The sequence below is a fragment of the Mesonia ostreae genome, from assembly GCF_031845265.1.
In the GTDB taxonomy this organism is placed as follows: Bacteria; Bacteroidota; Bacteroidia; order Flavobacteriales; family Flavobacteriaceae; genus Mesonia; species Mesonia ostreae.
Genome location: NZ_JAVRBG010000008.1, coordinates 130,773 through 145,509 on the forward strand (window position 1 = coordinate 130,773; position 14,737 = coordinate 145,509).

Genomic DNA, 14,737 nt, shown 5'->3' on the forward strand with positions numbered 1-14,737 from the left:
CTTCATAGAGATTTAGACTACGATTCCAATTAGGTAAGTGAAGATGCCAACGACTGCACCGGCAATCAAAACAAAGACGAGTACACGAGTAATTCCTTTTTTTAAATCTGCGTTCTCTCCAAAGAAGTGTCCCGCATTAAATAGGAAGCCAATAAGGAAAATAATACCTAGAATAATTGGGAAGATGCTCCGAATGGTATCAGAAACATCATCAACGGAATCTTCAATGCCACCAATTTGAGCAAAAAGTGATGTTGAGATCAACGATAAAAAAGTTGCTATGTAGATTGATTTTTTCATAATAAAAAAGTTTAGAATTTTTATTCATTTTATCCTTCTTAAATTTACATATATTTGCTTATAAATAACTGATAATCAAATATTTGTGAATAAAATATTATTTGGTTTCATTTGAATTCCGTTGTTATTATTTGGTATCAAATACTATGAATTTTTGAAAGCAAGTTGTTGATAACCTGAAAGTTGAAAATGAAAAAATTGCTCAAAAACGTCAGTTTTGTGTTTTTGCTCTTCAAAATGTGTATCAGTTTTGGACAGGAAACAGCAACCCAAAAACGAATAATTATAGACGTTGGACACGGTGGAAAAGATGCTGGTACAATAGGTGTAAAAGTCATCCAAGAAAAAGATGTGGTATTGGATATTGCGAATGCTATTTTGAAGCTGAATAATGAACTGGAAAAGCCTTTAGATATTTATTTGACTCGTTATAGTGATACACTTATTTCGTTATCGGATAGAACGAAGCTGGCTAAAGCTCTAAAAGCTGATTTGTTTGTTTCTTTGCATTGCAATCATTCGGATAATCCGAATGCGAGAGGGATTGAGGTTTATTCCTCAAGAGCGCAAGGGATATATTCTGAAGAATCTGTTTGGCTAGCCTTTCAGCTTCAAGACGAACTTAATAGAAAATTAGGTTTTGAAAGCAGAGGTGTGAAGTTTGCTAATTTTAAGCTGTTGCGGGAAACCGTTGATGATTGTGTATCTGTACTTTTGGAATTGGGGTTTTTATCATCAAAGGATGAAGCGAAGTATTTAGCTAAGAAAGAAAAACAGAATGGTATTGCGATTGCGCTACTGGAATCAATTATTAAAAATGCATAGTTATGGGAGATTTATATTTAGAGGTTGTTAGGTGTTTGAGGAATTTGATTGAGATATTTTTTAGGAGCTAATTGTCAAAGTTTATCAATGCAGCAGATTCAATATCGTTTTCTTTGATATCACTCTTTTTTACAAATGTAATTTCAGTTTTCTCTATGAATAACTCAAAATTCACTTTCGTTCTCAGAAGGTCTTTTTCAATTTCGCCAGGAAAGACCTTAATAGAACTAAATCTTTTAATTCCTTCTTTAAGAATTAAAAGATTCTGATTTGTTGAAGCATTCATTAAATGAAATCTACACGGTGTTACAAAAACTAAATCATTATCTAAACTAGATGGATTAATATTACTTGAAAACATAACTACATACCAATACGGATTCTTTGGATCCATCTCAGTTATAATGCTTATTTTGATTCTGTTGTCACTATCATTTATTCCGAACCTTTCAATCCAATCCTTAAAAATTTTCTCTCCAAACTCAATATTTTCAAAACCAATAATTAAACCAATACCGTTTCTATATGGAGCTACTCCCATACCTTTCCAACTTGCTTTATCCCACAAATGATTTTCTATTACTGTTATTACTTTTCTTTTATTGTGTGGAACGGCGTTTAAGTCGTCGAAGTTTTTTTTAAGTTTAGGCTTCTTAATTTTCGCCTTATTTTTCTTTGAGAGATTATTTATTATGAAGGGCTTTTTCCTGATTGAAATTTTCGATTCTTTACCGTCAGTCCAGTCTTTAAGAGTCAAACGAGGAGAGTTACCTAGAACATTTGAAAGGAAAGCCTTATGATTGATTAGTACGCTTAGCCTCTCATTGACTTCTTGGTTTTTGAAAAGGTCAGTTAAATAATCTTCTACGTCATTAATCAAGAAATTTTTCGCTAAAATTCTAGAAATAAGGTTTAAACAACATTCTATAACTTTATCGAAGTTATTTGCTGAATGAAATGAGCTATCCCAAAAAACCTTATAAGAGTTTGTTTGGTCTGTTTCTTCAATAGCGAATGTGTTTTTCTGGTGTATTAATTCAATTTGAATTTTCTCGGAATTAGGATAAAGATCTTCCATAGATGTACCTAAAAAACCTTCTATATAAGCTATAATTGTTTCTGCTGAAATTAGAAGTGAGTTGTTTGTTTCGAAGCTAATAACGAACTCCGTACCTAAAATTTTGGATGATACAAATGAACTGGGGCTGTCTATAAAATTGATTGGAAAAACAAATTGTTCATTTAGTGGCTGACTAGCAACTGTCTGATAATACTCCTCCAAGTCTTTTATAGAAGAAATACCCGCTTCCTTAAAATTTGGGAGTACTTCACCCGTATGCCCAAGAAGAAATAGACTTGTATCTTCAGCTAAGAGAAATCCTTCTTTTTTTAATATTGAAGGAAGTTTTCCGAGTGTTTCTGAATCTATATCAGCATTCAATAATCTAATGCACATATAAGCATCAAATTTTGTTAGTGCTTCTATTTCTTCTGCCTCTCCTTGATTTTTAAACTGCTGATATATTATTTGATATAGTTCGTGCCAAGTAAGAATATGCGGAAATCGACCATAGAGAATTTCGTGACTTAAATGTTGGTCTAGTAACTGTAAAAGTCTTGAATCAAGATTCCCATCATCAAAAAAAGACTTCAACAGTATAGATATACTCGCAATTTTACTTGAATATGATGCATTATACAATCCCAATTCATTGTAAGCTTGACTTAGACCTCTCGTAGCTAGATAAAAACCATATTGACTTTCGTTTTTAGAAAGTTTAGCTACAGCTTTACCAAAATAAATTAGGCCCTCCTTAAATCTATTGTTTTTCATCTTTTGACCACCTCTATTTATATAAAGCTGTCCAATATCCATTTGCGAATTTCTTTCTCCAGATATTCTGGTTATAGTATCATATAAGTCATCAAACTCATCTGAATCTATAACAACATTCCCCATATTGGCAATCATCTTCTGAAATTGTTCGAAGGGGAATTCTAACCTATTTTCAGCTAAAATTAAATTAGCCTTCATCCTTTTAAATATCTGTTTTAGGTTTTTATTATCCTTAATTCCATCGAATGAGAGCATTATATCAAGAAACATTGAGGCTGCTAAGGACATACTAGATGTATTGCATTGTAACTTGATATTCTCTAAACAACTTTTGAACTCTCTACTTTCCTTTTCAAATATTTTATTGGTAATGACTTCATTGCTATAAAAATGAACAGTTCTGAGCAGAGTAATAAGCGTAGAGTAAGATTCTATCGAGGAGATAGTAGTAAAGGAAGCGAAGGTTTTTTTAAACTTATAGAACTCAGCTAAAAAAGTTTCATAATCATCATAGTAATTTATATATGTCCAAGCTTTTTGGTAACTCAATCTCAAAGATTGACCTTTGTTTTCAGTTTTTGTTAGTAATCTTTCAACTCTATCAAATTTACCTTCTAATTCCGTTCTTGGTTTTTCTAGTTGCCTGCTTAAAATAGCTGCTTGAAGTGCATCTTCGACTAATTGAAAATCGTAGTCTGAATATCTTTTAATATCATTTACATTTTTCTCTAGTTCAGAAAGCTCTTTTTCTCTTCTAGAATCGTTTGAGCCTAACATTTTATCAGGTTGTAGATAAACACTAGATAAATTCAAGGACTCCACAACTAAATTAATTAAGTTCTGAGAGTAAGTGTTTTCTAGTATCCAAACACCATCAAGAATGATGATATCAATTTTAAATTCTTTTATAAATTCATCCTGCGCATCCTTCTTTTTTTTACTTGAAGGTGTTTGATTTGTGATAAAGTAGATACGAGTGTATTCACGTTCAGTCGATAAAATACTTTTGATGTCACTTTTTAATTTGCTCTTCCAAGTGGCTTTTGCACTTATAGCAATAGCCCATTTCTCATCTTTATTCCACCCATTATCAGGAACAAACCACCTATCATAAATTGAATCTGAAACAGGATAGGTTTCTGAGTCGGTTTTACCATCACCTCCACCAGTAGGGCCCACCTGCGGTATTAAATTTGGAGCCACTAATTTCTCTGCCATTTTTCTTGAAAGAGTTTCAAACTGATTCTCTTTTTGATTCTGAGTAATTTTGGAAAGTTCAAATGCTAATAGTTCCTCAGTAAGAATATAAGAAGATGTATTTTCAGAATCTGAAAAGTTTTCTGGTCTAATCATTCTATAAAACTCTGAGGGACTTAAATTATGTTGCTTATTATCTTCTGTATCTTCTATTTTCTTCATATTTATAAACAAAAAAAGCTAATGAAAATCCATCAGCTTGAATCAAAAATCTATCTCTGTTTGGCGAATCCCAATATAATAAATTAAGATTATAACATCTTACGTTTTTACGTAATTATTAGGCTAAGCCATAATATCTTAATTCTTCATAGTACTTACTGCTATTTAAAAGAATCATTGGAATTTCAGTTAAGAACTCATTATTAAAGCCAAATTCAAAAAAGACTGCGTACTTGCAGAATGGTGGTTTAAAGGCTTCCATAGATTCAGCATATAATTCGATCTTAAACTTGAAGGCTCTTGTAGATGGTATTTCTAATTCATCTTGCAATATTGTTTCTTCAATCTCTCCATCAGAAGGCATTTTAATTTTATAGGTAATAGTCGGTCTTAAAATATTTGGTAAAGGAATGTTTGAACCTGATAAACCTATGGGAAGATTTTTTGCTTTAACCCTAACGCTTGTGAGCAATAATGTCTTACTTGAGTTATTTATTAAGCTGAAATTGAATATTGGAAACAATGACTGTTCTTTTACCGCCTCAAAAGCATTTGTGGCATTTCTAAATGGTCTCCATCCACAATTTTCTTCATCAATAGATACAGATATGAACTGAACTAAAGATTCTTTATTTCTTAGGTTTAGTTTTTTGTCGATTACATCTTGTTTTGAAATGTCTTCCTTAGTTATTTTTGAATGACAAGTTGGGCATAATAATAGTAGATTAAAAGTGTCATTATTTGAAGGATCTTCATCGATATGATGAATTTGAAAATGACCTACATCATCGTTCGTACAAAAGGGACAAATTGAACCAATTTCTTTTTGCAGCTCTGCTTTTACTTTTGCTACTTTAGGTATTGGTATACGTTTTTTGTTTCTTTTCATCTATTAAAGTTTTCTATATTACCGATTTAAAACAGTTTTATACCAATAAAAGAAAGCCTCAGGGTTACTCTTTTTTAGCTTATTCAGTTTATTAAATTGAGGATTTTCAATCAACCAATCTTTAACGACTAATGGGTTGGCAAATCTGTCAATCTTAATATCGTCAGACGATTTTATTAGTTCGGATAAGTATGCCACTTTTGAAGCTGCTGTGATTGCTTCCTCGATATTAAATTTCTCAATGGTAAAATTTGTAAAATTGCTAACGCCTGTTTGAAGGTGTTTAAATTCATCAGATGTAGTATCACGGGTTGAAAGCACATAACAGGCCTCTTGCGTATCATTTAAGACCTGTTCTGCGGTCAAATCCAATTTTCTAAAGGAAAGTTCTTCTTTAACTACCTTTGAGTAGCTATTACGTACTACATTCAAATCAGAAATATTATCCATTAAAAAAGCAACGTCAAATAGCTGTTTGATAATTTCTACCGGTCTTCCTTTGGTATATAAAATTCCTGTAGTTTTTGGTGCGAAGGCGGTTAATTTATCGCCTAAAATGGCATCAAAAGTAGGTATCTTCACGTTATTGATTTCGCCTTCTGTTTGAATCCAATCGTGGGCAATCGGCATTTCCGTAAGTTCGGGATATGGATTTGGTGTGTATAGCAAATCTAACAGTATGGGTTCAATACTGCCATCAACATTGCTTTTATAGTATGTTTTGAAATGTCCCACAGGTGCATCAGGTGTATACTTTCTGTTGTTGTCATCTTCCCAATTTATAAAGATGGTCGTTTCACAAATTTTTTCCAAAATGGTTTCGATTTTACTTTGTGTTTGTTCGGTTATAATATCGATGTCAATGGAAAATCTTTTTGGCTTTTCTGTTGCCAATAACAGAGCAGTTCCACCCTTAAAGATAAATTCTAAGCCATTTACCTTTAGCTGTTCTAATAATATCAAGGCATAAATGACTTTCTCTATCAGTTTTGGGTCATACTTTTTACCTAGTCTTTTTTTGACCTCGTAAATCCACTCTGGATGATATGTACTTTCTTTAATCATTTATATTAAGTTTTGGCAAAAAATCAATTATTTGCCAAAGTTAAATTTGTTCTTTTTTCAACTTCTTTCTCTCTATTTCGTCTGTGGGCATAGCGCTTCATTTTCCCTTGGTTAATGCCAAACTTGTCAAATGCCGATTGATATATAAAATCCAATTCCCCTTGTTGGGCAGCATAGAGGTCGGTATCAATAATCATATCTACCAGAAGTTTCTCTAGCGATGGAATTACTACATTTTCGATTTCGACTATGGGTGCTTCGGAAACCAACTGCTTTAAAATAATTACATCATCGCTATTGTGGATGTACAGTTCAAAAGTTTCGGCATCTGGTTCTAAAAAAACGGATTTACCTTGGTCTTTTAATTTGTAAAAAACGGATTGAGCTACATCTTTTTCAAGTTCTACAATGGTATAGAATTTAAAAGGTTGGTGGCGCATAAAATCGTTGAGCCATACCGTGTTCCAAATGCAAAAATCTATGAACGGATAATCCTTTTTTATTTTGTTGAACAAGCGTTTCAGTTTACTATCAATATTGGGAAGGAATTCTTTTTTTTCTTCCAACGCATAAACGCCTCTAGTTGGGTTTTTTAGAAGTCCTGCTTTTTTTAATTTAGATAAATAAACATTGATAGAACTTTCCTTAAATTCAGGGAAATCCTTTAGAATACATTTAACCAAATCACTTTTGGAAATTGATTTATGCTCTTTAAAATAGGATGGTATTTTATTTTCTATTGTATTAGTCAAAATATCACTTTTTTTAAACTTTGGCAAAATACGATAAATTTGCCAAAGTTTAATTATTTCCTCTTATCCCCAGCCCCTTTATCAAAAGCAATCAAATTAAACAGTTCTCGCATCCGGCTTCTCACGCGATTACCATAGCGTTCTTCCAATTCCTCAGCGTTTAAGTTCGTAGTCGCGTGGGTTTTGATCTTGTGTTTGGTCTGAAGGTAAAGCTCATATCGGGACAAAAGGACTTCACCCATCACGTTCAGATCCTTGCCGTAAAACCTTCCGGCGGGTTCTGCGCCCAGATCGTCAAAACAGAAAAACTTAGTGTTGCCATAGTCCTCGATGGTTTTAAAACCAAGATGATTAAAACTGAATGCAACATTCCGACAGGGAATCATTTCATACGGGCGTTGCAACGGTACTAAATGTCGTAAAAGTTTCATTAAGCTGGTTTTACCACACCCTACCGGGCCCGATAGTAAAATACCTTTGTCAACATCGATCTGAAATTTTTGGCAGTTTTCCTTGTCCTTGATGAAGTAGGAACAGAGTTTCAGTAAAATATCCTTGTCCTCTTCATAGATTTTGAATTTTTCGCCAAAAAGCAGCTTGCCCTTTGCATTTAGGTAAATCAGAATTTTTGGAAAATCGTAAAGCACACATTTCCCGTCAAATTTGCCCAGCGAATATTCCACGCCGCCTTCGGTTATTTTAGAGGGGTTGTCCATAATTCTTGGTTTTAGTGGTTTTGAGGTTGTTCCGATTTTGGGACGCTCCCTTTTTGTTTGGTTTGTTTTCTTTGGCAAACAATTCGGTTCGATCCATCCAATTGACGGCTAAAGCCTGCCAATCTCGTATTGGTTTTCCATCACTTGTTTTCCAATCGTTGGCTTCATAATGCTCGAAGAATTTTTTTCCTTCATCAGCATTAAAACATTTTTTAATGAAAAAATTAATAATGGCCTGCCAGCCCTTTGGTTGTTTTATATTGTTTACTTGTTTGGTATTGTTTATATTAGATACCAGTGCTTGTCCACTCACGGGACGGTGCGAGTCCACAGCTTGTCCAGATATGGGATGGTTGTGTCCCACGACCGGTACACTTCTGGGACGGTACTGTTCCGCAATCTGTTCTAATATGGGACTGTACTGTCCCGTATCCGTACCATCAGTTGTCTTGATAATGGTCATCTTTATTTTGCTCCCCTTGTAAGGATTATTTGAAGGATAGTAGATGAGATAATTCCAAGAATGAAGGTCTGTAACGCAGCGGTGATAAGTAGTTTTTGAGCCAATTTTTGCGACGCGCATCAACTCTCTCCGGTTCACAAAAAAATCATCTGCAAAACGGCTGCTATTCCATTCCTGGAATAAAGCCATATAAAGACTTATATGGGTGGGATTTAGGCGGTCATCAAAAAAGAATTTTTCAAAAGCCGCATTGAGTAGCTTTATGTAGTTCATAGCTTAAGAATTTAGACCGTGCTGCACACGGTTGGCTGTCATTACATTCTGAATTTCTTCTGCATCATAGTAAATAATGCCACCTACTTTTGTGTAGGGAAGGGTGCCATTTATTCTTAAATTTTGGAGCGTTCCCGGACTTACTTGCAGTAAATCCATAACCTCTGAAGATTTGAGGTATTTTTTAATTCTTCCTGAAGTTTGTTTGGCAAGAAGATTTTTAATGTCATCGAGCAATTCCATTTTGAATTCTCGAAGATCGTCGGTGGTAATAATACTTGTTGGCATAATAAAATGATTTTAAAAAGAGAGGGGCTACATCATTTCTCGTTTATGAAAAGCCCCTCCCTAAGTTTGACTTTCGTGTAACAAATCTCTCTAACCATTTCCCTAATCTTTCCCTATACGCATCGTAATACCGATAAAATTTAACATTTGTTTTCCCTAAAAAAGGGACTAAACCTTACGATTTAATCCCTTTTAATATAGCTTGAGTAAAGAATATAATTCTCAATGATCTTCTTTATCCATCTTATGTTTTAGATGAATACTTAGCTCATCTAAAAATTTAGTTCGACTTCCTCTACGTTCTTTCATTTCTGAATATGTTTTATAGATTTGATTTAACTTGATGTTAAAAAAATCTTCAAAACTTGAGGTTATTGCTCTTAAATCCGCGGCTCCGTGATTGAGGGAATTCACCGAGTAAAGCGCATAAATTAACTCTATTAAAGCTGTTTTTGGTGCAGTCCATACCAATACCTCATGTTGTTTGCTTTGCCATTCTTTATACTTTCCAGGTTTAAGTCGCTCTAAAGTTTGCCTTATAAAATGAATCAATTTATTCATCGCTTTTACTTTTGACCATAGCATATCATGGGATGTAGAAAACTCAGGAAACTGGTAGTAATCGGCCAGAGGACTTACAGGGAATTCAGGTCGATCTGTACGAGAGAAAAATTGATGATCCAAATAAGTATGCCCCAACTCCATATAGTATACAAAATCTGAGTTTCGATAAAAAAATTTGTTGATTTTCTTTAATTCTTTTTCTAAAAAATTAACTTGGTATTGAATCCCTGCTTTAGGCTTTTGTAGTTCGCAAGTTCTTAATTCAGTAAAATAAATTAAGTAACTCATGGGAACTGTCTTTATACTTTTAAAAAAATATATTTCACTAGGTATGGTTTCAAAATCTTTCTCTTCGACAAATCTTTTTAATTTAGATAAAGTTTTATTGCATAAAGAAATTCCTTGAAGTGCTTTTTTTAAGGGTTTTTCGTTCTCTTCATTTAACGAGTACATTTGAGTCGTGAACTTTTGTATAATATCTTCGGCATATTTCATAACTTAAAACCATTTAACTAATTATTGTTGTGTTTCTAAATAATCCATTTTAAAGTTGGTATCACTCTGAACATAAGCTATTTTAGGTATTACTTTTGCCCCTAATTTTTTCTTCTCAAAGTTTGCACTTATTCCAAAATCAACTTTCTGAAAACCTGCTTTATTAGCTCGCCATATACTTGCAAATAATAATTGTCTATAGGTTTGGTATTTTTCATTATAGGTATAATCTAAACCTATTAAACTTGGGACGTAGGTACTCTGCCCATTTTTATAACAGAACATTACTCCTATCGCTCTTTTTGTCTCAGAACTATTATTCTTAATATATATGCAGATAAACTCCCAATGCTTAGACTTATTCATTTCTTCAAAGACCGTCTTAGGATAGGTAAACGTATTTAACCCAAAATTTTTATTTTTTACATTTTTAAATAATTTATAAAAATGGGATAACTTTTCTTCGTTCACTTCATCTATCGTTTCAATTTCAACCAGGTGACTATAAGCCGCTATGTCTTTCTCAAAATGTTTTTTTGATTTCTTAGATAGCGTGTTTACATATTCTTCTAATGAAGACCATTTCATCTCTTCAATTACACATACCTCTGGCATATGCACAGGAATAAAACCTTGTAACTGAAATGTATTTTTGTATGAACTAGAAAGATTAAAGTCCCTTAATATGATTTGAGAGGCATTATTTTTTGATGCTATATCTTCCAAGGTTTGAAACAATACATTCACTGCTTTTTGCTCTTTGTGGCTATTTTTATTTATGTACAAAGGGAGACCGTCAGAAAAAAGTGAGCCTAAACTCAGTACCTTAGAAGTTAAAAAATAAGGATCGTTTATTCTTTTCAACTCTATTTGTTTTGATATTGATGATTTAGTTAATAAATCATCTTTCCATAAGCTTAGCGTAAAGGCACCCAAAACTAATAATTCACCACTACAATCAAATATTTGTATATAAAAAAACTTCCACTGATGCTCTTTAAGTTGATGATGCCGGAAGCATTTTTCTATAAAGTGGAAACCATCCCAATCTAAGATACCTTCGCCTAAAAAACTTTCATTCCACAACTTCCTATCAATTTCTTCAATACTGTGTTTTTGTATAACTTTAAAATTAACATCTTCTACCTTCTCTTCTTTAAAATAGAAATCCTGCTTAAAAGCTTTACTTAACCTTTCCATCGTGTTTCCTGTAGTTGCCATAACATTAGGATACAACTTTGCTAAAGCTTTGGTTAATTCAAGAATGTCTTCTTTTTGATTGTGTCTTGAAATAGTTATGCGTAGACCTGTATTCGTTGATGGTACTGCTGGAAATAATCCCATATTAACATAAAAACCTCCGTCTAACAAGAGACGTGTAAGTTGATAACCTGTTTCAGGTACTCCTGTAGCAATAAAAAATACTGGAGATTCATTTTTTTCTACTAACGGAAGTTGATACTTCTCCAAAAGCATATTAAAGTAATCAATTTTATCTTTTAATTCTTTTTGAAACTTAGTGATTTCCTTCGATAAATGAATTTTTGCTGAAGCTATCGCCGCTCCTACCGATGCTGGATCTAACTGAGCTGAAAAGGTTAATGGGCCTCCAAAGTTTTTAATTTTTTGTTGGATGAGTTTATCTCCACAAATAATGAACGAACCATTTGCTCCAAAAGTCTTGCTTAAAGTACCTACAATACATACTTTATTTGGTAAAGATTGAAGTTGTTCAAATACATAACCACGTCCATTTTCTCCAAACCAACTCATCCCATGGACATCATCAAAATATAAATGCAATTGTTTATACTTCTTTGATAACTTTAGTAGCTTATTTACGGGTGAAAAGTCTCCATACATGGAATAAACGCCATCCGCCATATACCATATCTTATCTACCGTCGAACTTATTTCTTGAATTTTTTTCTCTAAAATATCCAATCTATTGTGTCTTACCAGCTCCACTTTCACCCCTCTCAACTTTAAACGTTTTGCGGCATCTTGCACACTCCAATGCACTTGATGATCTAATAAAATAGCATCATTATCTCGTGCAATCACTGGTATTGCAGCCATATGAGCCAGTGTTGCATTTTTGGCAATCACTACAGGCTGACCATATATTCTATAAAGCATTTTCTCTAAGTTTTTATATAAGGGATGTGCTATATAAGATTTAGACAAAGGAAATTGAGTTCCAAAATTATCAATTGCTTTTTTTGCACCTTCTTTTAAACGCTCATCTTGCTCTAATCCTAAATAACCAGTTGTTCCAAAATGGAATACATCTTTTCCTTCTATACGTATTGATCTTCCATTAAACTTCTCTCCTTGAGCCTCTAAATGTAGAATCTTTAGTTCTTTTGCATAATTAAATACCTGATCTACTGTATCTAAAAAATGATTGTGTTTTACCTGTGCCATCCTGTTTTGTTTTAGTTATCATATCATTTGAATTCTCCAAGCTATAAAACTTTAATCCTTTATCCGTAAGGGTATTGTAAAATTCAATCAAGAAATCCTTTGTAAGTAACATTACATCCTTTATAGATAAGTATTCATAGTTTAAAAGCAATCTTAAGTGATGAAATTCATTCAAATCCCTTTAAACCAAATGACGAGAAAATAAATATTTACTACTTTAAGGGAAAATTACCAGTGTCTATGGACTTTTTAAAACATGATTACGCCGAGATATTTATTAAGGATGGTATTCTTTATTTTACTTATTTACCTATTCAAAATTTTGATATCCAATCGGCTGAAAAAATTGTTGCTGCACGGTTAGGTATGCAACGAGAACAAGCTTACCCCATTCTCTGTGACATGCGACAGATGAGTTTTCCCGATTTAAAAGCCAGAAAATATTTAGCAATCCAAGGCTCTCTACTTGTTAAGGCCGTGGCTTATTTAGTAAATCCAAATATTAGTGATTACATGACTCGCTTTTTTATTGAAGTGAATCAACCCTTGGTTTCAACTGCTGTTTTTATTACTAAAAACAAAGCCATTCATTATTTAAATCAATTTAAATAATGATGGATCAAGAGGAACGTTTAGAAAAACTAAGAAAAATGATTTACGAACTTGCTAGAGGAAATTTTGCTTTTCGTATTGAATTAAGCGACAAGCAAGATGATATCGAAGCATTCTCTTTAATGCTGAATCTACTGGCTGAGGAGTTGAGCGATTTTTTTGTTCATCCTGGATCCTTTGGAGAAAAAGATTTAGCTGAACCTTATGCTTTTCTTTTGGACTCTGATTTTAATATTTTCGCCACCAATTCTCTTTTCAATAAACTCTTAAAATACCCTCATGAGAAAATTATAAACCAACCTATTCATAAATTTACAAATTCTTATTCATTTGAAAACTTAAGGAAACAGATCAAAAATGCTCAAAAAAGTATAAATCATGGTTTTGTAGTCAAATTATTGCTCACCTTTTTGCCCCTAGATTCTTATCCTATTGATTGCTGGGGTTATTGCCATATTTTGACTTCTTCAGATAAACCTTATTATTTTATTCGAGGTCTTAAAATCATAAAACAGATAAGTTTACAAGAAGAACTCAGTGGTTCTATTAAGCTCCCCTCGTATCGAGCAGGTACTATCTTACAGTTCCAAGCCGATATACAAAAAATTAGAGCAGTTCATCAATTTATTTTAGAACATCTCCATGAACCTCTTCCTTCTATTTCAAGTCTTTCAAGACTTTTTCATCTTAACGAATACAAGTTGAAAAAGGGATTTAAGGAGCTTTATCAAATTACTATCTTCAAATTCCATCTCGAAAAGCGTTTAGGTCAGGCTATGGTAATGATCAAAAATACACCTACTTCCCTAAAGATTATTGCTCATTCTTTAGGTTTTAGGAGTTTCCCTCATTTCTCTAAGGTTTTCAAGAACAAATATGGATATCCTCCTAGTTATTACCGAAAAAGATAGATTTAGCTATCATAAATTTTGATATGGTTTGATTAAATACGCTATAGGTAATATTTACTCCGTAACTAATAAATTAGATGATGCACCTTTAGCCTATCAAACAACTAAAGGATTATGAGCATTAAAAGAAATAGAATTATTATTGGTACTTGTGTTTTGGTCATCTTATTTACTTATGTAGGAATTACTCAGATTATATTTAGAGATAATGTAGAACTCAATTTATTGAATTCCCCTCTTTTGTCTATTCCAGAGACTGAGATCTCTCTATTGTCTTGGTTCATTCCTATATTAGAATTGTTAGCTGTTGTTTTACTCCTTTTCCCTCGCTCTCACCTAATTGGATTATACCTAACCATAAGTATATTAGCAATATACACCTGTTATAATTTGGGGATTCTTTATATCGTACCCTATATTCCTTGTTCTTGTGGCGGAATGCTAAAATTCCTTTCGTGGCAGCAACAGTTATGGATAACTATTAGTTGTTTGATCATTGCAGTACTTACCCTCTATTTAAAAAAAACAATTAAAAGTATATAAGGATTTTGTTGCGCAACAAGACAGGAGAAAGCTGAAAACCTGTAAAAAAGAGTAAGCATATTAATTCATTTAAATTTTTAAATTATGAAAACTAAATTTTTATTACCCGTGTTAGCGATGATTTTCGCTACCGGGATGTCGTTTACCACGGCAGAACTAGGAAAAGAACAGGCCGTGGATTATATCCGCGTGGACAACCAATGGATGGCCATTCCTGAAATTCATTGTGGACAAGTAGGTCCTTACAACTGTAGGGTAAAACTACAAGACGGATCTGAACATCCCATCTATGATATTCAAGACTTGAGCACACTCAAAAAAACGACGCGTACTACGCCGTTCCCTTTGTAATTTTTAT

General features: G+C 33.0%; 15 protein-coding genes. 5 read left to right on the forward strand and 10 right to left on the reverse strand.

The features are described from left to right. Nucleotides 1-12: 12 nt before the first annotated feature. Nucleotides 13-300, reverse strand: a complete 288-nt coding sequence (locus tag RLT85_RS09575; RefSeq protein ID WP_311401812.1) for a hypothetical protein — start codon at nucleotides 298-300, stop codon at nucleotides 13-15. A gap of 189 nt (nucleotides 301-489) precedes the next feature. Here RLT85_RS09575 and RLT85_RS09580 point away from each other — a divergent pair, with 189 nt between their 5' ends. Continuing rightward, nucleotides 490-1,125, forward strand: a complete 636-nt coding sequence (locus RLT85_RS09580) for an N-acetylmuramoyl-L-alanine amidase family protein (protein WP_311401813.1) — start codon at nucleotides 490-492, stop codon at nucleotides 1,123-1,125. 67 nt (nucleotides 1,126-1,192) lie between these two features. On the opposite strand, the gene RLT85_RS09585 is transcribed toward RLT85_RS09580, so the two are convergent. From RLT85_RS09585 to RLT85_RS09625, 9 genes are all read right to left on the reverse strand, one after another. Continuing rightward, nucleotides 1,193-4,381 carry a hypothetical protein gene (locus RLT85_RS09585; RefSeq protein ID WP_311401814.1) on the reverse strand — a complete coding sequence of 1,063 codons (3,189 nt, stop codon included), beginning with the start codon at nucleotides 4,379-4,381 and terminating at the stop codon, nucleotides 1,193-1,195. Nucleotides 4,382-4,499: 118 nt separating this feature from the next. Next, nucleotides 4,500-5,270, reverse strand: a complete 771-nt coding sequence (locus tag RLT85_RS09590) for an HNH endonuclease signature motif containing protein (protein WP_311401815.1) — start codon at nucleotides 5,268-5,270, stop codon at nucleotides 4,500-4,502. An 18-nt stretch (nucleotides 5,271-5,288) separates the two neighbouring features. After that, a complete protein-coding gene (locus tag RLT85_RS09595; protein WP_311401816.1) occupies nucleotides 5,289-6,335 on the reverse strand; it encodes a nucleotidyl transferase AbiEii/AbiGii toxin family protein in 1,047 nt (348 codons plus the stop codon). A gap of 23 nt (nucleotides 6,336-6,358) precedes the next feature. After that, nucleotides 6,359-7,087 carry a DUF6577 family protein gene (locus RLT85_RS09600; RefSeq protein WP_311401817.1) on the reverse strand — a complete coding sequence of 243 codons (729 nt, stop codon included), beginning with the start codon at nucleotides 7,085-7,087 and terminating at the stop codon, nucleotides 6,359-6,361. Nucleotides 7,088-7,140: 53 nt separating this feature from the next. After that, entirely contained in the window at nucleotides 7,141-7,803 is a 663-nt protein-coding gene (locus RLT85_RS09605) for a P-loop NTPase family protein (protein WP_311401818.1), read from the reverse strand. After that, the gene (locus tag RLT85_RS09610) at nucleotides 7,787-8,539 is read right to left on the reverse strand and encodes a hypothetical protein (protein WP_311401819.1); all 753 of its coding nucleotides are present in this window, start codon (nucleotides 8,537-8,539) and stop codon (nucleotides 7,787-7,789) included. The genes RLT85_RS09605 and RLT85_RS09610 overlap by 17 nt, the downstream gene beginning before the upstream one ends. A 3-nt stretch (nucleotides 8,540-8,542) precedes the next feature. Continuing rightward, nucleotides 8,543-8,827, reverse strand: coding sequence for a helix-turn-helix domain-containing protein (locus RLT85_RS09615; protein WP_311401820.1), 285 nt, complete (start codon nucleotides 8,825-8,827; stop codon nucleotides 8,543-8,545). 222 nt (nucleotides 8,828-9,049) lie between these two features. Continuing rightward, nucleotides 9,050-9,886, reverse strand: a complete 837-nt coding sequence (locus RLT85_RS09620) for an RteC domain-containing protein (RefSeq protein WP_311401821.1) — start codon at nucleotides 9,884-9,886, stop codon at nucleotides 9,050-9,052. Nucleotides 9,887-9,907: 21 nt separating this feature from the next. Further along, complete coding sequence (locus tag RLT85_RS09625) at nucleotides 9,908-12,313, reverse strand: aminotransferase class I/II-fold pyridoxal phosphate-dependent enzyme (RefSeq protein ID WP_311401822.1); 2,406 nt, start codon at nucleotides 12,311-12,313, stop codon at nucleotides 9,908-9,910. Between the two features lie 240 nt (nucleotides 12,314-12,553). On the opposite strand from RLT85_RS09625, the gene RLT85_RS09630 reads away from it, so the two are divergent. The 4 genes from RLT85_RS09630 (at nucleotide 12,554) to RLT85_RS09640 (ending at nucleotide 14,730) form a co-directional block, all read left to right on the forward strand. Continuing rightward, entirely contained in the window at nucleotides 12,554-12,925 is a 372-nt protein-coding gene (locus RLT85_RS09630) for a DUF7793 family protein (RefSeq protein WP_311401823.1), read from the forward strand. After that, nucleotides 12,925-13,836 (forward strand): helix-turn-helix domain-containing protein, encoded by a 912-nt coding sequence (locus tag RLT85_RS09635; protein ID WP_311401824.1) that lies wholly within the window; start codon nucleotides 12,925-12,927, stop codon nucleotides 13,834-13,836. Before RLT85_RS09630 ends, RLT85_RS09635 begins: the two co-directional genes overlap by 1 nt. A gap of 114 nt (nucleotides 13,837-13,950) precedes the next feature. After that, entirely contained in the window at nucleotides 13,951-14,379 is a 429-nt protein-coding gene (locus tag RLT85_RS15090) for a MauE/DoxX family redox-associated membrane protein (RefSeq protein ID WP_375712347.1), read from the forward strand. A gap of 84 nt (nucleotides 14,380-14,463) precedes the next feature. Continuing rightward, nucleotides 14,464-14,730, forward strand: a complete 267-nt coding sequence (locus RLT85_RS09640) for a DUF6520 family protein (RefSeq protein ID WP_311401825.1) — start codon at nucleotides 14,464-14,466, stop codon at nucleotides 14,728-14,730. Nucleotides 14,731-14,737: the final 7 nt, after the last annotated feature.

Coding starts and splice junctions, on each gene's coding strand:
- RLT85_RS09625 (WP_311401822.1), bottom strand. CDS start 12,313: ATGGCACAGGTAAAACACAATCATTTTTTAGATACAGTAGATCAGGTA.
- RLT85_RS09630 (WP_311401823.1), top strand. CDS start 12,554: ATGGACTTTTTAAAACATGATTACGCCGAGATATTTATTAAGGATGGT.
- RLT85_RS09620 (WP_311401821.1), bottom strand. CDS start 9,886: ATGAAATATGCCGAAGATATTATACAAAAGTTCACGACTCAAATGTAC.
- RLT85_RS09615 (WP_311401820.1), bottom strand. CDS start 8,827: ATGCCAACAAGTATTATTACCACCGACGATCTTCGAGAATTCAAAATG.
- RLT85_RS09575 (WP_311401812.1), bottom strand. CDS start 300: ATGAAAAAATCAATCTACATAGCAACTTTTTTATCGTTGATCTCAACA.
- RLT85_RS09605 (WP_311401818.1), bottom strand. CDS start 7,803: ATGGACAACCCCTCTAAAATAACCGAAGGCGGCGTGGAATATTCGCTG.
- RLT85_RS09640 (WP_311401825.1), top strand. CDS start 14,464: ATGAAAACTAAATTTTTATTACCCGTGTTAGCGATGATTTTCGCTACC.
- RLT85_RS09585 (WP_311401814.1), bottom strand. CDS start 4,381: ATGAAGAAAATAGAAGATACAGAAGATAATAAGCAACATAATTTAAGT.
- RLT85_RS09610 (WP_311401819.1), bottom strand. CDS start 8,539: ATGAACTACATAAAGCTACTCAATGCGGCTTTTGAAAAATTCTTTTTT.
- RLT85_RS09635 (WP_311401824.1), top strand. CDS start 12,925: ATGATGGATCAAGAGGAACGTTTAGAAAAACTAAGAAAAATGATTTAC.
- RLT85_RS15090 (WP_375712347.1), top strand. CDS start 13,951: ATGAGCATTAAAAGAAATAGAATTATTATTGGTACTTGTGTTTTGGTC.
- RLT85_RS09590 (WP_311401815.1), bottom strand. CDS start 5,270: ATGAAAAGAAACAAAAAACGTATACCAATACCTAAAGTAGCAAAAGTA.
- RLT85_RS09580 (WP_311401813.1), top strand. CDS start 490: ATGAAAAAATTGCTCAAAAACGTCAGTTTTGTGTTTTTGCTCTTCAAA.
- RLT85_RS09595 (WP_311401816.1), bottom strand. CDS start 6,335: ATGATTAAAGAAAGTACATATCATCCAGAGTGGATTTACGAGGTCAAA.